Source organism: Rhizobium sp. BK619 (assembly GCF_014195245.1).
GTDB lineage: Bacteria > Pseudomonadota > Alphaproteobacteria > Rhizobiales > Rhizobiaceae > Rhizobium > Rhizobium acidisoli.
Genome location: NZ_JACIBH010000016.1, coordinates 1 through 19,571, shown reverse-complemented (window position 1 = coordinate 19,571; position 19,571 = coordinate 1). Strand labels below are relative to the sequence as shown.

Here is a 19,571-nt window from a genome sequence, read left to right as displayed (position 1 = left end):
AAGAGCGTTGGGCGGCTTACACCGCGATATAGCGGTCCTTGCGATGGTTGATGGCAAGCGTGAGGTTGAAGACGATGGCGCCGAGCACGGAGCAGGCGATGATCGAGGGGCTGGCGACCAGGAAGGAGAGCGCCAGGATGAGACAGTCGAAGCCGAGCTGGACGAGGCCGGCGCGCCAGCCGAGACGATCCTGGATATAGAGGGCGAGAATGCCGATGCCGCCGAGGCTGGCGCGGTGGCGGAACAACGCCAGCATGCCGGCGCCGATGACGAGGCCGCCGAAGAGCGCGCCGGCGATCGGATTGACGTGCCCAATACCGATGAAGCCGGGCACGAATTCGGACAGAACGGAGGTCAGCGCGATGGCGGCGAAGGTCTTGAGGGTGAAGGCCGGGCCCATGCGGCGGAAGGCGAGATAGTAGAAGGGCAGGTTCACGGCGAAGAAGCAGAGGCCGAAGCTGAAGCCGGTCGCATAATGGGCGAGGAAGGCGAGACCCGCCGTGCCACCGGCAAGCAGCCCTGCGCCGGAGAGCAGCGAGACGCCGAGCACGGCAAGCATGCTGCCGGCGACGATGCCCTGGGCGTCGTCGAACAGCGAGTGGCGGTCGGCGCTGGAATTCAAAAGGCCTGTAAAGGCGTTGGCTGCCATGATGTTCCCCTCTCGGCTTTTGCCGTTTCTATCCGCCGTCACGATAAAGGCAAGCGGCAAGCAGCAGGGCAGGTCTTGACAACCGGCATAATCATGGATATTTTTTATCCACGATAGGAGATTGTTTCGATGAAGATGAGCGATGGCGTCGAGCAGGCCATACACAGCGTTGCGATGCTTGCCGGGCTCTCCGAAGGCGGCGTGCTTTCGGCCGCGGCACTGGCAGAATTCCACGGCGTGTCGACGAGCTATCTGCTGAAACATCTGCAGGCGCTCTCGGGCGCCGGCATCCTCGACACCGTGCCGGGGCCGCGGGGCGGATATAGACTGGCGAAGGCGCCGGAAGAGATTTCGCTGCTCGACATCCTGCTCGCCGTCGAAGGACCGGCGCCGGCTTTTCGCTGCGCCGAAATCCGCCAGCGCGGGCCGAACCCGGTCTCCGACCGGCTCTTCGCCAAGCCCTGCAACATCAGCGCGGCGATGCTCAGAGCCGAACGGTTCTATCGGGCGGAACTCGCCAAGACCAGCATTGCCGATCTCGGCATCGAATTGACCGCTATCGACGACGGATCGATCGCAGCCCGCGGCTGCGCCTTCCTTGAAATCCATGAACGCAAGACGGCTCGCTGAGCCACAACAAAGGAGAAGACCATGCAACCGCGTTTCAACTTCGCCAAAGCCGCCCCCGACGCCTACAAGGCGGTCGCCGCACTCGAGCAGTACGTCCAGTCTTCCGGGCTGGAGCGCCGCTTCATCCACCTGATCAAGCTGCGCGCCTCGCAGATCAACGGCTGCGCTTATTGCGTCGACATGCATGTGAAGGAAGCCCGCCATGATGGGCTGAGCGAGCAGTGGATCAACCTGATGTGCGTCTGGCGGGAATCGCCGATCTATGACGCCCGCGAACGCGCCCTGCTCGGCTGGGTCGATGCGGTGACAAACCTTGCCAAGTCAGGCGCACCGGATGCCGATTACGAGGCGCTGAAGGCGCATTTCTCCGAGGAGGAGATGACCAAGATCACCGTGGCGATCGGCGCGATCAATATCTGGAACCGGCTTGCCGTCGGCTTCCGCTCGCAACATCCGATCGATGCTGCCGTCAAGGCGGCTTGAGGCCAATGCCACGGCAGACGTCGGGGCCACACAGCACCGCGTTGAACCAGGAAGTGCGACGTGTAATCCGTTGCGTCAACGGCGAGTTTGGCAAAACAGCCCCCAACCTCCGTCATCCCAGGCCTCGAGCCTGGGATCCATGGCCCCGCTGGTGGGGGCGGCGTGGATCCTCGGTCAAGCCCGAGGAGGACGGAGTGTGGGGTGATTTCTGGAGCAAGGACAGCGAGGAATCGGGCGCGGCTGCGATTTTTACGTGGGCTTCTCAACCCCATCATCTGCCCTCCGCGCGCCTTCATGATGGCATCCCGGCGACCGACCCGAAAGATTCGGGTCGGTTGAATATAAGGTCACTCGTAATTCGGAGTGGCTCGTACGGCAACGGCGTCAGGCGATGAGCCCGAAAGGTCGATGCTGTTGAAGAGATCGCGGACGACTTTCGCGATTTCCTCTGCGGAAGCGCCTTTGGCGTATTCTTCCTGCATGCGGCGTCTCACAAGCTTTTCCAAATCTGACATAACTCACCTCATCAAATCCGGCGCGGGAAGAAATGTTGCGCCGGGATGGAGCAGAGGCAAGTTACGTTTTGTTTAGAATGGGTTACGGATCTGTAATGTTAGAGCGCAATATACCTGTCAGCGCGGTGGTTGATGGCGACGAAGAGGTTGAGGACGACGGCGCCGAGGACGGAATAGAAGACCACCGGCGGGGTGGTGACGAAGAAGGCGGCGGCGAGCACGCAGAGGTCGATGGCAAGCTGGACGAGGCCGGCGCGGATGCCGAAACGCTCCTGCAGGTAGACGCCGAGAATGCCGACGCCGCCGAGGCTGGCGCGGTGGCGATAGAGCGCCAGCACGCCGAAGCCGAGCAGCAGGCCGCCAAGAAGGGCGGCCCAGGCCGGATGTATGCTCGAAATGGAAAAGAAGCGCGACTGCACGTCTGATAGCACCGAAGTCAGGCCGATGGCGATGAAGGTCTTGATGGTGAAAGCCATGCCGAGACGCTTCCAGGAGAGCCAGAAGAACGGCAGGTTGAGCAGGAAGAAGGCAAGGCCGAAATTGACGCCGAAAGCATAATGCAGAAGGAAAGCGACGCCGGCGGTGCTGCCTGTGAGAAGCCCGGCGCTGGCGAGCACGTAGAGGCCGAGGGCTGCGACGAGGCTGCCGGAGAAGATGCCCTGGACGTCTTCGATCGGGGCATGGCGCGTCGCGCTGGTATTCCAGAAGCCAAGGGCATTGATGCGCTGTGTCATGTCGCCAGTCTCCACGGCAGACGAGGTCAAGGACACGCCGGGAAGTCCCGGCGCGGCGGAAGTTTTGGTCATGAAATGAGCTTGAGCGCCTTGGCGTTTATTGCCGGGCTCGCTGCCGATGTGGTGCAGTATCGGGCCTTTCCGCGCGCGGATCAAGCAAAATAGGTAAGTAATGCTGACCTATAAAAACATCGCAAGAAATGTTCGCTCACGCGGCTTTGCGCGTAAGGAACAGAATGCCGGCAACCGGTTTGCCGCCATCTTTGCGAATGACCGTCTTGACGATCTTCAGGATGTCGAGGCCGTGGCCGGCAAGCAGCAGTCTCACATAGGCTTCCGAATGGGCATAACGCAGCGACGGCGCGAGGTGGAAGCCCCCGCTATCCCCCGCATCCTCGACGGAAAAGGCGATATCGGCGCCTGATGCGGCGAGGTCTTCGATGATGGCAAAGACGCTTTCGAGATTGCCGAGATACATCAGCACATCAGCGGCCGTCACCAGATCGGCGCGATGGCGCGCGGCATCGGCAAACAAGCCGGAGAGATCCGGCGCCAGCGACAGATCGGTCTGAGCAAGGTGATCATAGACCCCCTTCTCGGCGGCTTTGGCCAGCATATTCTGCGAGAGGTCGAAGCCTTCAAGGCGGCTGACGCGGCCATGGATTTCCGGGCCGAGCAGGCCGGTGCCGCAGCCGAGATCGACGGCGCATGCGTAATGCCTGCCGGTGGATGCGACGAGGGCTGCGAGCTTCTGCGGGACAGTGTAATCGAGTTTTTCGACGAGCGCTGATTCGAAACGGTCGGCATAGTCGTCGAACAGGCGCTCGACATAGCGGCTCGGCGGCCGATCCGGTGTCTCGCCGTCGCCGAGAAGGGCGAGCTTGAGGGCGGCGCCGAAAATGTCGTCGGGATCAAGGGCAAGCGTGTTGCGATAGGCGTCGATCGCGGCCTCGCCCCTGCCCGCCTTTTCGCGATAGGTGGCAAGCCGATACCAGCCGGCTGCCCAGCCGGGCACCAGTTCCAGTGCCTGTTCCATCAGCTCGGCTGCCGCTTCCGGCTCGCCGCCCTCGTCGAGCATTCGGGCATAATCGGCGCGGCGGTCGGCGATGACGTCGCCTGAGGAAAGCTGGTGGGGCTGCATCATCGGCTCTTTATTTGACGCATGTCGTTGCGCTGCACAGTTTTGCGTGGCCCGCATCTGGCGGCGGCCACAAAAAAACTCAAGTCCTATTTCAGAGGCGAAGCGGCCAATCCCCGAAAGGGCTTGCGAGCAACACGCCGCAACCTTATTCCAAGGGCAAACAGGAGATGGCGCATGTCCGATCAGGTGAACAAGTTCCTCGGCGATTCCTTCGCCCGCACATTGATAAAGCTTATCGTCGTGTCGCTGATCGTCGGTTTCGTCATGACCGTGTTCGGCCTGACGCCGTGGAACATCATCTATGGGTTCCGCGACTTCATCCTGGAGATCTGGCATCGCGGTTTTTCAGCGCTCGGGCGCGTCGGCGACTATCTCCTCCTCGGGGCGACGATCGTCATCCCGCTCTTCGTCATCCTTCGCCTTTTCAGCTATCGCCGGTAACATGACATCGATCGATCTTTCCAGGCGCAGCCTGCTCATCCTTTCCGGGCTTTCGCTTGCCGCCGGCATCGCCGGCTGCACCACCACCCCGCGCCTTGCCGGCACGCCTTCGAACGGCGAGGACGAAACGGCGAGCGTGCTGCCGCTGGTCAACCAGCTGAGAGCCAAGAACGGCTTGCCGCCGCTAGCTGTCGATCCGGCGGCGAGCACGGCCGCGCTGTTCCAGGCCAAACGCATGGCGAGCGCCGGCAAGATGGCGCATCTGATGGGGCTGACCGACAGTTTCGGCGCCCGCGTCAAGGCGAGCGGCGTCCGGCTGCCGGCAGCGGAGAATATCGCCTCCGGCCAGCAGAGCGTCGATGCGGTGGTGACCGCCTGGATCAACTCGCCGCATCATCTGGAAAACATGCTCGGGCGCTATGACGGCCTCGGCGTCGCCGTCGCCCACAATTCGTCTTCCCGGAACCTGCCCTATTGGGCCATGGTGCTGTCTAGCTGAGGCGATTCGGCCTCGATATCAGGCCATGAATGGATACGCACAATAACAAGTTCGCCTTCGAGGTGACGCACCGGCTGGTGCTGTCGATCGCCATTCCGATGACGCTCGGCTTCATGACGACGCCGATGCTCGGGCTGACCAACACCGCCGTCGTCGGCCGTATGGGCGACCCGGAAGCGCTGGCGGGGCTCGCGATCGGCGCGATGCTGTTCGATCTGATCATGGGCAGCTTCAATTTCCTGCGCGCCTCGACCACGGGGCTGACGGCGCAGGCCTATGGCCGGCGCGACCAGCACGAGCAGCAGGCGGTCTTCTCCAGGGCGCTGATTTCGGCGCTCGGCTGCGGGCTGGCGCTGCTCTGTCTTTCGCCGCTGCTGAACGCGGCGGGGTTGCGGCTGATGGGCGCGGAAGGCGCGATCGCTGAGGCGACCAGCACCTATTTCTCGATCCGGATTCTCGCTGCACCGGCTGCGCTCGCCAACTACGCCATTCTCGGCTTCGTGCTCGGGCGCGGACAGGGCAAGATCGGGCTGCTGCTGCAGGCAATCATCAACGGCATCAATATCCTGCTGTCGATCTATCTCGGCTTGACGCTCGGCTGGGGCGTGGCGGGGGTCGCCTGGGGAACGATGGCCGGCGAGACGGCCGGCGCGCTTGCCGGGCTTTTCATCGTGCTTAGCGGCTTTGCCAAGGCCGAGCGGCCGGCATGGGCGGAGATCTTTTCGCGGCATCGGCTGGCCGAGCTTTTCGCCCTCAACCGCGACATCCTGATCCGCACCTTCGTGCTGATCGGCGCCTTCACCATCATGACGCGGATCGGCACCAGCTTCGGCGCCGTCACCCTTGCCGCCAATGCCGTGCTGATGAATTTCGTCCTGCTCTCCAGCTATTATCTCGACGGGCTTGCCAATGCCGCCGAGCAGATCACCGGCCGGGCGATCGGCGCACGTTACCGGCCGGCCTTCGACCGCGGGCTGAAGCTGACGATCCTGTGGTCCTTCGGCCTGGCGGCGATCGTTTCCGCTTTCTTCTTCCTCGCCGGTCCCTGGCTGATCTCGGTGCTGACGACTTCACCCGAGGTGCGGCAGGCGGCAGCGGCTTACCTGCCCTGGGCGGCGGTGACCGGGTTGACCGGCGCGCTCGCCTTCCTGATGGACGGGGTCTTCATCGGCGCCACATGGTCGGCCGATATGCGCAACCGGATGCTGATGTCCTTTGCCGGTTATCTGCTGATGCTCGCCGTCTTCGTGCCGCTCTTCGGTAATCACGGCCTGTGGCTGGCGATGAATGCCTTCCTGCTCTTCCGCGGCTTTTTCCTGGCGCTGCTGGTCAAGCCGCGGGCCGATCAGAGCTTTCGCGCCGCCCAGTAATCCAGCCTGCTGTCGCGCAGCTCGCCGATCCCGGCCGCCTTTTCGCGGTCCATGAGTTTGGAGAGGCCGCGGACGATATCGCCGGGCAGACCGGGGCCTTCATAAACCATGCAGGAATAGAGCTGGACGAGATCGGCGCCCGCCCTGATCTTCTCCAGCGCTGTTTCGGCCGAGGAGACGCCGCCGACGCCGATGATCGGCAGTGCTGGACCGACACGCTTGCGCATTCTCGCAAGCACCGAAGTCGACTTTTCGAACAACGGCACGCCGGAGAGGCCACCCGTCTCCTTGGCCTGCCGCTGATCCTTGAGACCGTCGCGCGACAGCGTGGTGTTGGAGACGATCAAGCCATCCAGCGCATGCGAAAGCGCTTCCGCCGCAATATCGTCCATGCCTTCCTCGGTCAGATCGGGGGCGATCTTCAGGAAGACCGGGACCTTGCGGCCCGAGGCCGCCGCCACTTCGTCGCGCGCCGCCAGCACTGATGACAGCAGCGCCGCCAGGCTTTCACGCGCCTGCAGGTCACGCAGGCCGGGCGTGTTCGGCGAGGAGATGTTGGCGGTGAAATAGCGCGCCACCGAATGGAAGCGGCGGATGCCGGCGACGTAATCGGCGATGCGATCCTCGCTGTCCTTGTTGGCGCCGATATTGACGCCGACGATGCCCTTGCCGCTCAGCGTCGCGAGGCGGCCGAAAGCGGCCTCATGGCCTTCATTGTTGAAGCCGAGGCGGTTGATGACCGCCTCATCCTCGACCAGGCGGAAGATGCGCGGCCGCGGATTGCCGGCTTGCGGCTTCGGCGTCACCGTGCCGATCTCGGTAAAGCCGAAGCCGAGCTTCAGCAGCGCCTCGGGCACCTCGGCATTCTTGTCATAGCCTGCCGCCATGCCGAGCGGGTTTTCGAAGGTGAGGCCGGCAACGGTCTGGCGCAAGCGCGGATCGGGCGTGATCTGGCAGGCGGGCACCAGGCCGGATTTCAGCGCGGCGATCGACATGCCGTGCGCCGTTTCCGGATCGAAGAGGAAGAGACCCTTGCGGGCGAGATGCTTGAAAGGATCGATCATGGCTGCAGCTCCGGGAAAATATGGGCGCCGGCATGGTCGAGCGGCAGCGGCGCTTCCCAGAGCACGGCTTCAAGCGGCAGATCGGCATAGAGATGCGGGAAAAGATCACCGCCGCGCGAGGGTTCGAACACCAGTTTGTCACCGAAGCGGCCGCCATTGACGGCAATCAGCATGAGGTCGGACTGGCCGGCAAAATGCAGCGCGGCGGTCTGCTTTACCTGGTCTGCCGTCGAGAAATGAATGAAACCATCCTTGAGATCGATGCCGGCGCCATGAAAAATGCCGGTTTGTCTGGCTTGATGCCAGAGCGTTTCCGTCACGATCTTGTAAAGGGTCGGTGTCACGCTCATCATGGCCTCGCGATTGCTGATCCTCGGTCACCAGCGCTTTGCCGGAAAGAGGCGGCGATGTCCACGCCCCGGCCGTTAAAAACGGGGACTAAATAGCGAGAGCAAATTCCGGAGGATGAGACGATGAAGATTTTGGTTCTGACACTTGGCGTTCTTCTCCTGCCGTTTGGGGCCGCCGCAGCCGAGGCCGATGCAAGCCGGTTCCAGCTGGAAAAGAGCGGCGACCATTTCGTCCGGCTCGACCGGCAGACCGGGGCGATGTCGATCTGCCAGGACAAGGACGGCGCCCTCGTCTGCCGGATGGCGGCCGACGAACGGGCGGCCTATGAGGACGAACTCGACCGGCTTTCCGAGCGGGTGACGAAGCTGGAACAGGGCGGCCCCATCCAGCGGGCGCTGCCGAGCGATGCCGAAGTCGACCGCTCGATCAGCATCATGGAGAAGATGATGAAGAGTTTCATGGGGATGGTGAAGGAGTTTCAGGCTGAGGAAAACGCCAATCCCCTTCCGCAGAAGACCTGATCTGATATAGTCATATCACTAGGCATGCATGCAGAGGTCGCAGGGGACGGCGGCGCATGTGGGCACGATCGGGCTCTTGGGAGGGAGTTTTCGATGCAGGAACAGACCATCATCATTGCCGACGATCATCCGCTGTTTCGCGATGCGCTGCGCCAGGCCGTCATCGGCATGGAGGGCCGGCAGGCGATCATCGAGGCCGGCGATTTCGCGGCCGCACGCAAAGCGGCGGGCGACCATGCCGAGGCCGACCTGATGCTGCTCGACCTCGCCATGCCCGGGGTCAGCGGCTTTTCCGGCCTGATGGCGCTGCGCTCCGAATTCGCCAGCCTGCCGATCATCATCGTCTCGGCGACCGACGATGCGACGACGATCCGCCGGGCGCTTGAACTCGGCGCCTCCGGCTTCATTTCCAAATCCGCCGGCATCGACGACATTCGCCGCAGCATCCAGACGGTGCTTGCCGGCGACATCGCCACGCCGGAAAACTACCGCGGCGGCCAGGAGCAGGATCCCGATGTCGCCGACCTGATCCACCGCCTGCATACGCTGACACCGCAGCAGAGCCGGGTGCTGACCATGCTCGGCGAAGGGCTGTTGAACAAGCAGATCGCCTATGAACTCGGCGTCTCCGAGGCGACGATCAAGGCGCATGTCTCGGCGATCCTCTTGAAGCTCGACGTCGACAGCCGGACGCAGGCAGTCATCCAGCTCGGCAAGATCAACATGGCGATGGTTGCCTGAAACCCTTGCAATAACAGGATTTTATTCCTCCTTTGCCTTTACTCAGGCGGCACGGTCGGTTAATATTCCGGCCGGCTGACGCGCGGATGAGCCGCGCACGGAATCGGGCGCCTATGCTGTCACACGATCAGATCTGGGGAGCGATCGACAGGCTTGCCGAGCGGCACGAGCTGACGCCATCCGGTCTTGCGCGGCGCGCCGGGCTTGACCCCACCTCCTTCAACAAGTCGAAACGGCTTTCTGCTGACGGACGGCTGCGCTGGCCCTCGACGGAATCGATCGCCAAGGTGCTCGACGCCACCGGGGCGAGCGTCGAGCAGTTCCTTGCCTTCCTGCAGCCGGATGCCGGTTTTTCGAAGCAGTTGGCCGGGCAGCAGGCCGCACAGCCTGACGGCGCCTTTCCGCCGCAGGGCAGTTCGATCCCGCTGCTCGGCTTCGCCCAGGCCGGCGCCGGCGGCTTCTTCGACGATGGCGGTTTTCCGGCCGGCCAGGGCTGGGACGTGGTGGAATTTCCGGCGGCTCCGGCGCAGAAGTCAGCCGTCTATGCGCTGGAGGTGCAGGGCGAGAGCATGATGCCGCTCTACCGCGACGGCGACGTGCTGATCGTCGAGCCCGGCGCGCAGGTCCGCCGCAACGACCGCGTCGTCGTGCGCACATGCGAGGGCGAGGTGATGGCCAAGGTGCTGCTGCGCCAAAGCCCGCGCTCGATCGAGCTGATGTCGCTCAATCCCGAACATCCCAACCGTACCCTCGAGCTTTCCGATGTCGATTGGATCGCCCGCATCATCTGGGCCAGCCAATAGGAAGATATTCCATGCGCCCTGCCGCCATCTTCACAGGTCTTATGGGCATGGCGGTGGTGGCCGGTCTGCTGATGGCGGGTGAAGCAAGGCTGCGGGGCGGCACGGCCGGGGACGAGCCCGTCTCTGCCGAGGAAACGGCGGCCGCGGTGGAACCGCCCGCGCCAGCCGGCGAACCGGCTACGATTTCGGACGACCGGGCTGAAGTGATCGTCCGCTCGACGGAACCGGCGGCGCAACCGCCGGCGCCGCCCTCCCCCGGGCCCGCCGACGGCATCGCGGCCAAATCCGCCGAGAGCGAGAAGCGGGCCGAGACCGCCGCCGGGCAGACGGCAAGACCCGCCGCGAAAAAACCGGTGGAGTTGGCGCGGCCGGCAGTCGAAAATGCCGGCCTCCTCTCCTTCGACGAGCGCAAGCTTCAGCTTGCCGGCATCGTGCCGACGCCGGCCGACAAGATATGCGGGCCGACGGGCCGGCAATGGCCCTGCGGCATGATGGCCAAGACCGCGCTGCGCCAGCTGCTCCGCAACCGCAGCATCGCCTGCGATCTCGACAGCGCCGAATGGAAGGATACGGCGACCACCGCCTGCCGGCTCGGCGCGCAGGATCTCGGCACATGGCTTGCCGAAAACGGCTGGGCCGAGGCAGCGGCGGGTTCGCCGCTTGCATGGGCTGCCGAAAAGGCCAGGCAGGCGGGAAAAGGCCTTTATGGCGACGACCCGCGCCGGCGGTGACCGGCGGTCTTGACAGAGCGCCGATCCCTTGTAATGCCGGCTGCAAATTCCCACTCTGGGCTGATCGAAAAAGGAATCAGAAATGAACAAGCCGCTTTCCGCCCATGATGCGCTGATCTACGTGATGGTGATGGCCTCCGCCGTCGACAGCACGATGAACGACCGGGAGATGGAAAGGATCGGACAACTGATCGGCTTCCTGCCGGTTTTCCGGGATTTCGACGACGACAAGCTGATTTCGGTGGCGCGCGATTGCGCCTCGCTGCTGGCCGGGCCCGAGGGCCTCGACGTCGTTCTCGAAACCGTGCGCGACACCCTGCCGGCAAAACTCTACGACACCGCCTATGCGCTGGCCGTCGAAGTCGCTTCCGCCGATCTCTCTGTCAAAGCCGAGGAACTGCGGTTGCTCAGCCTGCTGCGCGACCGGCTCGGCCTCGACAAGCTCACCTGCGCGGCGATCGAGCGGAGCGCCATTGCCCGCTTCCGCAAGGGATAAGCTTGCAGGCTCAATAGAGGCCGTAGGGAAAATAGCGCAGATAGATTTCCTGCAGACGACCGTTGCGTGACAGCGTGGCGAGCGCGTGGTCGATGGCCGCCGTCAGCACGCTGTCCTTCTGCCGCAGCATGATCGTCATGCCCTCGCCGAGGAAATGCTCGGAGAGATAGGGCCCGTCGAACAGGGCGCAGCATTTGGCCGAGGCGGGCGACGAAACCCAGAAGGAAAGCTGCAGCGCATCGGCGAAGGCGGCATCGACCTTGCGATCCTTGAGTGCCGCAAGCAGAGCGTCCTTAGTGTCGAAGGCCTGAGCCTTGATCGCCGGAAAAAAGGCGGCCAGCATCGCCTCGTGCACCGTGCCTTTGACCACACCGACCGGGTGCGCCGAAAGCGCGGCAGCCGTCTTGCCGTCGAGCGGCACGGCGAGATTGCGCACGAAGCGGGCCGGCAGCATCAGATACGGCCGGGAGAAGACGAATTGCCGGCGCAGCTCCGGCGTCACGGCAAGACCGGCGATCACGGCATCGCCCTGCGAGGCGGCGAGCGCATCCTTCAGATCGGCAAAGGGGATCGCCTGGATCTGGCACTTGTCGGAAATCTCCAGCTCACTGCAGATTTCGCGGGCGAGATCGACGTTGAAACCGGAAAGCTTGCCGTTCTGATCGGTGAAATTGAAGGGCGGAAAATCGACCGAGGTCAGGAAGCGCAAGCGGACCAGCGAGGAGAGGTCGGGCCTCGCCAGACGTTCACGCGCGTCGAAAAGCAGCGGCAGCGATGGTGTTGCCTGCTGGGCGGATGCGGCAAAGCCGGAAAACAGCGCCAGGAGAAACAGCCCGAACGCGGGAAAACCCTTCACAGCCAGGGATGCCAACTTCGATTGCATCATCGTGATCTTGATCTCGGGTTAAGCGCGAAGCGTGTGGTGTCGGCGAGATGTAGCAGAGTCATGCGGGACGGGGAATATCTATGCTTGGAGCGGATGACCGATGCGAACTCATCGGCCTCGCAGCCGCGCGGCACCCTCCAACGTCCCTCATCCTGAGGTGCGGAAGCCGAAGGCTGAAGCCTCGAAGGACACGCTGCAACGCTGCTCCTTGCATATCTCCACACCGGAATGCCCGCCCCGTCCTTCGAGGCCCTGCGGGGCACCTCAGGATGAGGCTCTTTTGAATGCAGGCGCTTGCTGCTTGCAGGAGCATCACCGCACCAACAACGGAGACGGAACCCCTCGCCCTGCCCTCTCCACCTCTCCGTGCCGCGCTCGATTTGGCATGGCACCTGCCCACCTTATCCCCAAAAATCACCGCGGCGCCGCCCCGCCGTTAGCGCGGAATTAAAGAATATCGCCTCTATTTGTGACGACGACACGGACCCGCCGGCCGATTGCATGATGCATGCGTCAACGCCGCAATAATCCCTGAGCCGCGACACCGACGCAGCGCTCTGTTTGCAACAATTGATTTCAAAGAACCGGGCGTGCGACGCCCCGGTCAACCGGGTAACATTTCCATGTTGAAGCATCTGAAAATCCGCACGAAAATCATATCGGTCGTGGCGCTCCTCGGGCTGATCACGATGGCCGGGCTGGTCTATGTCATCGCCGAGTTCCGCCGTGCGGATGCCGCCTACAGCGCCTTCATCGATCATGAAGCGATGGCCTCGATGCAGAGCGCGCGCGCCAGCGCCTCGGTGGTGGCCTCGGTGCTGCAGGTGAGCCTGCTTGCCGACATGAAGCCGGATACGCCGGCATTCCAGACGACGCTCGCCACGCCGAGCAAACTGCCGCAGGCCCGTGAGCGGATGAAGGATGCGCTGGCGCTGGTGCCGAGCCGCAAACAGGCGATCGACGAAATTCAGGCAGGCATCGATGAGATCGAAACGCTGGCGAACAAGATCATCGAGCAGAGCAAAGCCAAGGACAGCGCCGGGGCGCAGGCGAGCGTTGCCCTGATCAATGCCAAACTCAATGCGCTGACGCCGAAGATGATCGCCAACAATGATGCGATGATGGCGATGCTCAATGACGGCGGCGACGCGCTTTCGGCTTCGGTCAACGGGCGGATCGTCTTCTGCCTCGTTCTGATCGGCATCGCCGTGCTCGCCGCCGTCGGCTTCAGCGTGGTCGTCGCCCAGATGGGCATTGCCGGCCCGATGACCCGGCTCAACCTGCGCATGACACGGCTTGCCGAGGGCGACACCGAAAGCGAGGTCGGCGGGCTCGACCGCGGCGACGAAGTCGGCCAGATGGCCAAGGCCGTCTCGATCTTCCGCAACAATGCGATCGAGCGTGGCCGGATCGAGGCGCGTGCCGAAGCCGACCGCAACCTCAGTGACGGCGAGCGCCGCGAACGCGAGGCGCAGCGGACCCGCGAGGCAGCGGAGCTCGAAGGCGCCGTGACCGCACTCGGCGACGGCCTGCGCCGGCTTGCCGCCGGCGATCTCGCCTCGCATATCGACCAGCCCTTCGTTGCGCATCTCGATGCGCTGCGCGAGGATTTCAACAACTCGGTCGAGAAGCTCAACGAGGCGCTGCACACGGTCGGCGCCAATGCCCGGGCGATCGGCGCCGGCGCCAATGAGATCCGTTCTTCCGCAGACGAGCTTTCCAGACGGACGGAACAGCAGTCGGCCTCCGTCGAAGAGACGGCGGCAGCACTGGAGGAGATCACCACGACGGTGCGCGACGCCGCCAAGCGTGCCGAGGAGGCAAGCCAGCTCGTCGCCCGCACCCGCCTCGGCGCCGAAAAATCCGGCGAGATCGTCCGCAAGGCCGTCTCCGCCATGCAGCAGATCGAAAAGTCTTCGGGCGAGATCTCCAACATTATCGGCGTCATCGACGACATCGCCTTCCAGACCAACCTGTTGGCGCTGAACGCCGGCGTCGAAGCGGCGCGCGCAGGCGAAGCCGGCAAGGGTTTTGCCGTCGTTGCCCAGGAGGTGCGCGAACTCGCCCAGCGTTCCGCCAAGGCGGCCAAGGAAATCAAGGACCTGATCACCAATTCCGGCACGCATGTGCAGACCGGCGTTTCGCTGGTCGGCGAAACCGGCAAGGCGCTCGATTCGATCGTCCAGGAGGTGCAGGAAATCAACCAGCACGTCCACGCCATCGCCGAAGCCTCGCGCGAACAGTCGATCGGGCTGCAGGAGATCAACACCGCCGTCAACACCATGGACCAGGGCACGCAGCAGAACGCGGCGATGGTCGAGCAGTCCACAGCCGCCAGCCACAGCCTAGCGACGGAAGCGACAGCGCTGAACAATCTGCTCGGCCAATTCCGGCTGACCGGCACCGGCGGCTTCGCCGCTGCCGCACCGATCTCCTCTACCCGACCGCCGGCAGCCGCACCACGCGCCGCCGCGCGCCCAGTTGCCAAGGCCCCCGCGGTCCGCGTCGCCCGGGAAGGCACCGCCCGCCCAACCGCCTCACCGGCCCGCGCCCTCGGCCAGACCCTCGCCAACGCTTTCGGCGCAACCAACAGCGCGCCGAAGGGCCAGGATGGTGACTGGACGGAGTTTTGAGGCACAGCCGTTCAGTTCACGCCCGAAGCCTGCCCCTCACCCTAACCCTCTCCCCGTAAACGGGGCGAGGGGACGTGCCATGCGCGAGGCTAGCGAGGAACGGAGAGGTTGCCACTTTTCCCCTTCGCCCCGCTAGCGGGGAGAAGGTGGCGGCAGCCGGATGAGGGGCAAGCGGCGGCCGGCGCCCTTCCTTTTCGGATCTCGTCTAACCCGGCCGCCACCCCACCTCGACAAGGATATTCCCTGGCGCTGTACAATAAAACAGCCAGCCGCCGCGCATAGCGGCCGGCGGGCCGGAGAGCGCCGCACGGTCAGCAACAAGCCCGGCATGAACCCTATCGACATCCGCCCTATCAGGCAGAATGAAGCCGATATGATAGGTTTGACGCCCAATCTCCACCTGGTCGGCGGTGCCGAACTTGGCGATGGCGTGGCTGAGGACGATTTCAAGGCCGGCATCGTCTTCCAGGATCGCAAGGCCATTATTGCCGCGCATATCCTTCAGCCGCAGGCCGAAATGGCGGATGAAGAAATCCGCCGTCGCAGCGATGTCGGGTACGTGAAAATCGAGATGGTTCAGGCGCATGACAGTCTCCGTTCAAAAAAATCCCGGGACTGCAATATGCCGTCTCCGCACGCCGCCGGGATCCCGCATTTGCATGCGGATCACATCGCGGGTTCTCGTGCCATAGGCTACGGAGCAGAGCTTCTTGAGAGCGCTGATGACGCTCTGACGGAAGGGACCGGGCTTACCTCAACCGATCCTGCCTTTTTCGACGCTGCCGATCTAACAGAGGTCGCCGGTTTCGGCAATGGAAAGGCTGAAGCGATCACGACGCGCCAGGCGGTGCTTCTCGAAGGATTGCAACTGGCCATGCCGTTTGCATGATGCGCCGGCGCCAATAGAGAGTAAGATCGCTTCGTCGGCGGCATCGGAAGGGATGGACATGAAACCCGCGCTCATCGGCCTCATCGGCACCCTTATTCTCACCGGATGCAGCACCGTTACCTATAGCGGCCCCGGCCTGGAGCCGATCCCGGGAAGCATCACCTATAACGGCCAGCCACGCAGCAAGCTCACCAAATCACCTGTTGGCTCCGCCTTCCCACATGATTTCATCGACCAGTACGGCCGGCAGGTGGAGGAAACCTACATCATCCAGCCCGACCGCAGCCTGATCATCGCGCATCGGCAGTACAAGCCGATCCGGTTTTTTGGGGATTAGTGGGACGTCGCTGGAGCGGGTGAAGGGAATCGAACCCTCGTATTCAGCTTGGGAAGCTGCTGCTCTACCATTGAGCTACACCCGCAGTGATGCGAGATTTCCAACAGATGGGGGCCGCTGTCAAGTCGCCCCTAGATTAAAGAGTTAGAGCATGATGTCACCCGAAAACCGCTCACACTTTTCGGCATCATGCTCTTGCGCAACCCCTCAGATGCGAAAATGCTTCGAGAGTTTGAGGCCCTGGGCCTGGTAGTTGGAGCCGAGGCCGGAGCCGTAGAGGCTGGTCGGTTTTTCCTGCATGTGTTCGTAGACGAGGCGGCCGACGATCTGGCCGTCTTCGAGGATGAAGGGCACTTCGTGGCTGCGCACTTCGAGCACGGCGCGGCTGCCGCGGCCGCCGGCCGGCGCATGGCCGAAGCCCGGATCGAAGAAGCCGGCGTAGTGGACGCGGAATTCGCCGACCAATGGGTCGAAGGGGGTCATTTCGGCGGCATAATCCGGCGGCACATGCACGGCCTCGCGCGAGACAAGGATATAGAACTCGTCGGGATCGAGGATCAGTTCGTTGCGGCCGCGGCTATAAAGCGGTTCCCAGAAATCGAAGATGTCGTGCTGGGCCTTCTTGTCGACATCGACGACGGCGGTATGGTGTTTGCCGCGGTAGCCGATCAGGCCGTCTTCATCTCCGGCGAGGTCGATCGACAGCGCGATGCCGCCGCCCGATACGTTCGGCTGTTTGCTGGCGACCAGCGTTTCGCTTTCATGCAGCTTCAACAGTTCCGGCTCGCCGAGCAGGGCCTGGCCGACGCGGAAACGGATCTGCGACAGGCGCGAGCCGCGGCGCACGACGATCGGGAAGGTGCGCGGGCTGATTTCGAGATAGAGCGGGCCGGAATAGCCAGCTGGGATCTTGTCGAATTCCTGGGCGTAATCGGTGATGACGCGGGTGAAGATATCGAGCCTGCCGGTCGAGCTCTTCGGATTGGCCGAGGCCGACATGTCGGCCAGCAGCGCTAGGCTCTCCATCAGCGGCACGATATAGACGCAGCCGGTTTCGAGCACCGCGCCTTCCGTGAGGTCAATCACATGCAGGCTCAGCCGGTCGAGCTTGTCCGAGACCAGATGCGAAGGCCCGGGCATGAAGCTGGCGCGCACGCGAAAAGCCTTGGCGCCCAAGCGCAGGTCGAGGCTTGCCGGCTGGATCTGGTCGCGGTCCAGCTCGCGCTCGGAGATCAGCCGCCCCGTTTCGAACAGCGCCGAGATCGCGCGGTCCGCCAGAATTCCCGTTTCACGAGCCATCATGCCCCATCCATCATTTGCCGCCGACAAAACCAAATACGGGGAATTGACGCAAGCAGCTAACAGCAGTATTGCAGAATTATCCCGTGGTGATTTGGCCGGTCGGCTTGCAGCCACGTTAAACAAGTGGCTAAAAAGACCGGGTTGAAACCGGTCTGCTTTTGCGGCCGGTTTTTTTGTTATGTGAAGGTGATGGCATGAGCAAGACCTGGCGCCCGGCAACCCAACTCGTCCACGGCGGAACCTTGCGTTCGCAATATGGCGAAACATCCGAGGCAATCTATCTCACGCAGGGCTTCGTCTACGACACGTCGGAAGCGGCCGAAGCCCGCTTCAAGGGCGAGACGGACGGTTACATCTACGCCCGCTACGGCAGCCCGACCAACGACATGTTCGAAAAGCGCATGTGCATGCTCGAAGGCGCCGAAGACGCCCGCGCCACCGCGTCCGGCATGGCGGCGGTCAGCGCGGCCATCCTCTGCCAGGTCAAAGCCGGAGATCACATCGTCGCCGCACGCGCCCTTTTCGGCTCCTGCCGCTGGGTGGTGGAAACATTGGCGCCGAAATACGGCGTCGAGTGCACGCTGGTCGACGGCCGGGATCTTGCCAACTGGGAAAAGGCAATCCGGCCGAACACCAAGGTGTTCTTCCTGGAAAGCCCGACCAACCCGACGCTCGAGGTGGTCGATATCGCAGGCGTCGCCAAGCTCGCCAATCAGATCGGCGCCAAGGTCGTCGTCGACAACGTCTTTGCGACGCCACTCTTCCAGAAGCCGCTGGATCTCGGCGCCCATATCGTCGTCTATTCCGCCACCAAGCATATCGACGGCCAGGGCCGCTGCCTCGGCGGCGTCGTGCTTGCCGACAAGGACTGGATCGATGAGAACCTGCACGACTATTTCCGCCATACCGGCCCGGCCATGTCGCCGTTCAATGCCTGGACGCTGCTGAAGGGCATCGAAACGCTGCCGCTGCGCGTCAAGCAGCAGACCGGGAATGCGGCGAAGATCGCCGATTTCCTCGCCGAGCAAAACAAGGTCGCCAAGGTGATCTATCCCGGCCGCAAGGACCATCCGCAGGCCGATATCATCGCCAAGCAGATGACCGGCGGCTCGACCCTCGTCGCCTTCGAATTGAAGGGCGGCAAGGAGGCGGCCTTCGCGCTGCAGAACGCGCTCGATATCGTCAAGATTTCCAACAATCTCGGCGACAGCAAGAGCCTGATCACCCATCCGGCAACGACGACGCACAAGAACCTGACGGAAGAGGCGCGCGCCGAACTCGGCATCTCCCCGGGCACGGTCCGCCTTTCGGCCGGCATCGAGGATACCGACGACCTGATCGAGGATTTCGCCAAGGCGCTTGCCAAGGTCTCGGCCTGATCGCACCCATGGCGGCCGGACCCCTCTGAGGTTCGGCACGCCACGTTGGCATAGGCCGGACCTCACTGCGGTCCGGCCGGGGAACAAGTTCGGCGGTGCCGGCGTTCGGAAGTGAAATTAACACTGTCAATTAGGCTTAACGATCGAAACAGCTTGGATCAGGACCGTTTTAGTCACGATCAACGTTCCGTTTCTTGACGGACAGCGCCTCTTATAAGATACGGGTAACATATCTTGACTAAGGTGCAAGGCATGTATCGCGCCCTCACAAAAGATATCGAAGTCGTCGTCGAACCATTCTATCTGGAGGAGCAATCCGATCCGGAAGACGATCGCTATGTCTGGGGTTACCGGATTGTCATCAGCAACAATTCCGCCATCGCCGTTCGCCTGGTCAACCGCTACTGGAATATCACCGACCAGAACGGGCAGGTGGACGAGGTGACCGGCCCCGGCGTCGTCGGCGAACAGCCGCGGCTGAGCCCGGGCGACACCTACGAATATTCCTCCGGCTGCCCGCTCGACACGCCCTCCGGCCTGATGTTCGGGCATTACCAGATGGAAACGGATGAAGGCGAGATGTTCGATGTCGACATCCCCGCTTTCTCGTTGGATTCACCGGGGCTGCTGCGCGTGCTCAACTAAGCACGTAGGTTCGCGGTCAGTGCGAACACGAACGCCGTGCCTGCCGCATGGGTCCTCGGGTCAAGCCCCATAGGCGCTAACTTAGCTGCCGATGTGCGATGGCGCGTCGCCTTCGTGGTGGTTCTCGCAGTCGATGTAGCAGCTGGCCGATGGCGATCGGCCTGATGGTCGCGTGCAAGACGGCGATAGAGATGTTGGTAATGGCGATGGCGACGAGACGCCAGATCGGCAATGCCGATCGGTTCAGGCCGCCAGGGGGAGAGAGTCCGGCGCCTCGGGATCGAGGGCCGGCAGGTCGTCTTCGGCTAGCAGTGCGGCGAGCAAGGCGATG

At 63.2% G+C, this 19,571-nt stretch carries 24 protein-coding genes, 1 tRNA gene and 1 riboswitch; of the genes, 15 read left to right on the top strand and 10 right to left on the bottom strand.

From position 1 onward, the window contains the following. Positions 1 to 16: 16 nt before the first annotated feature. Positions 17 to 649, bottom strand: coding sequence for a YitT family protein (locus FHX14_RS27430; RefSeq protein ID WP_184380072.1), 633 nt, complete (start codon positions 647 to 649; stop codon positions 17 to 19). A gap of 129 nt (positions 650 to 778) precedes the next feature. On the opposite strand from FHX14_RS27430, the gene FHX14_RS27425 reads away from it, so the two are divergent. Continuing rightward, positions 779 to 1,279, top strand: coding sequence for an Rrf2 family transcriptional regulator (locus FHX14_RS27425; RefSeq protein ID WP_184380070.1), 501 nt, complete (start codon positions 779 to 781; stop codon positions 1,277 to 1,279). A 21-nt stretch (positions 1,280 to 1,300) separates the two neighbouring features. After that, on the top strand, positions 1,301 to 1,762 hold the full coding sequence (locus FHX14_RS27420) for a carboxymuconolactone decarboxylase family protein (protein ID WP_003588739.1): 462 nt from the start codon (positions 1,301 to 1,303) through the stop codon (positions 1,760 to 1,762). A gap of 347 nt (positions 1,763 to 2,109) precedes the next feature. Here the strand turns inward: FHX14_RS27420 and FHX14_RS27415 are convergent, their stop codons facing one another. The 3 genes from FHX14_RS27415 to FHX14_RS27405 all read right to left on the bottom strand — a co-directional run bounded on the left by FHX14_RS27415 (position 2,110) and on the right by FHX14_RS27405 (position 4,152). Then, on the bottom strand, positions 2,110 to 2,277 hold the full coding sequence (locus FHX14_RS27415) for a hypothetical protein (RefSeq protein ID WP_003588742.1): 168 nt from the start codon (positions 2,275 to 2,277) through the stop codon (positions 2,110 to 2,112). A gap of 98 nt (positions 2,278 to 2,375) precedes the next feature. Next, positions 2,376 to 3,011 carry a YitT family protein gene (locus FHX14_RS27410; protein WP_183698224.1) on the bottom strand — a complete coding sequence of 212 codons (636 nt, stop codon included), beginning with the start codon at positions 3,009 to 3,011 and terminating at the stop codon, positions 2,376 to 2,378. A gap of 208 nt (positions 3,012 to 3,219) precedes the next feature. Beyond that, on the bottom strand, positions 3,220 to 4,152 hold the full coding sequence (locus FHX14_RS27405; protein ID WP_184380167.1) for a methyltransferase: 933 nt from the start codon (positions 4,150 to 4,152) through the stop codon (positions 3,220 to 3,222). A 174-nt stretch (positions 4,153 to 4,326) separates the two neighbouring features. On the opposite strand from FHX14_RS27405, the gene FHX14_RS27400 reads away from it, so the two are divergent. The 3 genes from FHX14_RS27400 to FHX14_RS27390 are packed head-to-tail and all read left to right on the top strand — an operon-like array spanning position 4,327 to position 6,462. Then, positions 4,327 to 4,593 (top strand): DUF6460 domain-containing protein, encoded by a 267-nt coding sequence (locus FHX14_RS27400; RefSeq protein ID WP_164006429.1) that lies wholly within the window; start codon positions 4,327 to 4,329, stop codon positions 4,591 to 4,593. 1 nt (position 4,594) lies between these two features. Then, positions 4,595 to 5,092 carry a CAP domain-containing protein gene (locus FHX14_RS27395; protein WP_003588749.1) on the top strand — a complete coding sequence of 166 codons (498 nt, stop codon included), beginning with the start codon at positions 4,595 to 4,597 and terminating at the stop codon, positions 5,090 to 5,092. A 29-nt stretch (positions 5,093 to 5,121) separates the two neighbouring features. Beyond that, positions 5,122 to 6,462, top strand: a complete 1,341-nt coding sequence (locus FHX14_RS27390; protein ID WP_184380068.1) for an MATE family efflux transporter — start codon at positions 5,122 to 5,124, stop codon at positions 6,460 to 6,462. Here the strand turns inward: FHX14_RS27390 and FHX14_RS27385 are convergent. Beyond that, on the bottom strand, positions 6,438 to 7,526 hold the full coding sequence (locus tag FHX14_RS27385) for a quinone-dependent dihydroorotate dehydrogenase (RefSeq protein WP_184380066.1): 1,089 nt from the start codon (positions 7,524 to 7,526) through the stop codon (positions 6,438 to 6,440). The genes FHX14_RS27390 and FHX14_RS27385 overlap by 25 nt on opposite strands. Then, positions 7,523 to 7,876: a DUF952 domain-containing protein gene (locus FHX14_RS27380; protein ID WP_184380064.1), complete on the bottom strand. Its 354-nt coding sequence runs from the start codon at positions 7,874 to 7,876 to the stop codon at positions 7,523 to 7,525. Before FHX14_RS27380 ends, FHX14_RS27385 begins: the two co-directional genes overlap by 4 nt. Before the next feature lie 123 nt (positions 7,877 to 7,999). Here FHX14_RS27380 and FHX14_RS27375 point away from each other — a divergent pair, with 123 nt between their 5' ends. From FHX14_RS27375 to FHX14_RS27355, 5 genes are all read left to right on the top strand, one after another. After that, complete coding sequence (locus tag FHX14_RS27375) at positions 8,000 to 8,398, top strand: hypothetical protein (RefSeq protein WP_003588756.1); 399 nt, start codon at positions 8,000 to 8,002, stop codon at positions 8,396 to 8,398. A 93-nt stretch (positions 8,399 to 8,491) separates the two neighbouring features. Beyond that, positions 8,492 to 9,139 carry a response regulator transcription factor gene (locus FHX14_RS27370; protein ID WP_184380062.1) on the top strand — a complete coding sequence of 216 codons (648 nt, stop codon included), beginning with the start codon at positions 8,492 to 8,494 and terminating at the stop codon, positions 9,137 to 9,139. Positions 9,140 to 9,252: 113 nt separating this feature from the next. Continuing rightward, positions 9,253 to 9,942 carry a helix-turn-helix transcriptional regulator gene (locus FHX14_RS27365; protein ID WP_184380061.1) on the top strand — a complete coding sequence of 230 codons (690 nt, stop codon included), beginning with the start codon at positions 9,253 to 9,255 and terminating at the stop codon, positions 9,940 to 9,942. 11 nt (positions 9,943 to 9,953) lie between these two features. Beyond that, the gene (locus tag FHX14_RS27360; RefSeq protein WP_184380059.1) at positions 9,954 to 10,673 is read left to right on the top strand and encodes a thermonuclease family protein; all 720 of its coding nucleotides are present in this window, start codon (positions 9,954 to 9,956) and stop codon (positions 10,671 to 10,673) included. A gap of 82 nt (positions 10,674 to 10,755) precedes the next feature. Then, on the top strand, positions 10,756 to 11,169 hold the full coding sequence (locus FHX14_RS27355) for a tellurite resistance TerB family protein (protein WP_003570543.1): 414 nt from the start codon (positions 10,756 to 10,758) through the stop codon (positions 11,167 to 11,169). A 10-nt stretch (positions 11,170 to 11,179) separates the two neighbouring features. On the opposite strand, the gene FHX14_RS27350 is transcribed toward FHX14_RS27355, so the two are convergent. Beyond that, positions 11,180 to 12,055, bottom strand: coding sequence for a transporter substrate-binding domain-containing protein (locus FHX14_RS27350; RefSeq protein WP_184380057.1), 876 nt, complete (start codon positions 12,053 to 12,055; stop codon positions 11,180 to 11,182). A 623-nt stretch (positions 12,056 to 12,678) separates the two neighbouring features. Here FHX14_RS27350 and FHX14_RS27345 point away from each other — a divergent pair. Then, on the top strand, positions 12,679 to 14,688 hold the full coding sequence (locus FHX14_RS27345; protein ID WP_184380055.1) for a methyl-accepting chemotaxis protein: 2,010 nt from the start codon (positions 12,679 to 12,681) through the stop codon (positions 14,686 to 14,688). A gap of 205 nt (positions 14,689 to 14,893) precedes the next feature. Here FHX14_RS27345 and FHX14_RS27340 read toward each other — a convergent pair whose 3' ends face one another. Next, positions 14,894 to 15,274: a VOC family protein gene (locus FHX14_RS27340; RefSeq protein ID WP_184380053.1), complete on the bottom strand. Its 381-nt coding sequence runs from the start codon at positions 15,272 to 15,274 to the stop codon at positions 14,894 to 14,896. Between FHX14_RS27340 and FHX14_RS32820 the strand changes: the two genes are divergently transcribed. Beyond that, positions 15,260 to 15,577 carry a hypothetical protein gene (locus tag FHX14_RS32820; protein WP_210301153.1) on the top strand — a complete coding sequence of 106 codons (318 nt, stop codon included), beginning with the start codon at positions 15,260 to 15,262 and terminating at the stop codon, positions 15,575 to 15,577. The two genes, FHX14_RS27340 and FHX14_RS32820, sit on opposite strands and share 15 nt — an antisense overlap. A 58-nt stretch (positions 15,578 to 15,635) precedes the next feature. Next, positions 15,636 to 15,914 (top strand): hypothetical protein, encoded by a 279-nt coding sequence (locus FHX14_RS27335; RefSeq protein ID WP_184380051.1) that lies wholly within the window; start codon positions 15,636 to 15,638, stop codon positions 15,912 to 15,914. Positions 15,915 to 15,925: 11 nt separating this feature from the next. On the opposite strand, the gene FHX14_RS27330 is transcribed toward FHX14_RS27335, so the two are convergent. Both FHX14_RS27330 and FHX14_RS27325 read right to left on the bottom strand, forming a co-directional pair. Then, positions 15,926 to 15,999: transfer RNA gene (locus tag FHX14_RS27330), tRNA-Gly, on the bottom strand. Between the two features lie 122 nt (positions 16,000 to 16,121). Beyond that, a complete protein-coding gene (locus FHX14_RS27325; RefSeq protein ID WP_184380049.1) occupies positions 16,122 to 17,216 on the bottom strand; it encodes a 2'-deoxycytidine 5'-triphosphate deaminase in 1,095 nt (364 codons plus the stop codon). Between the two features lie 73 nt (positions 17,217 to 17,289). Beyond that, positions 17,290 to 17,368, top strand: a riboswitch (SAM riboswitch). A 42-nt stretch (positions 17,369 to 17,410) separates the two neighbouring features. Between FHX14_RS27325 and FHX14_RS27320 the strand changes: the two genes are divergently transcribed. Both FHX14_RS27320 and apaG read left to right on the top strand, forming a co-directional pair. After that, positions 17,411 to 18,595 carry an O-succinylhomoserine sulfhydrylase gene (locus tag FHX14_RS27320; protein ID WP_184380048.1) on the top strand — a complete coding sequence of 395 codons (1,185 nt, stop codon included), beginning with the start codon at positions 17,411 to 17,413 and terminating at the stop codon, positions 18,593 to 18,595. A gap of 252 nt (positions 18,596 to 18,847) precedes the next feature. Continuing rightward, entirely contained in the window at positions 18,848 to 19,240 is a 393-nt protein-coding gene (apaG, locus tag FHX14_RS27315) for a Co2+/Mg2+ efflux protein ApaG (RefSeq protein WP_003588769.1), read from the top strand. The last annotated feature ends 331 nt before the right edge of the window (positions 19,241 to 19,571 follow it).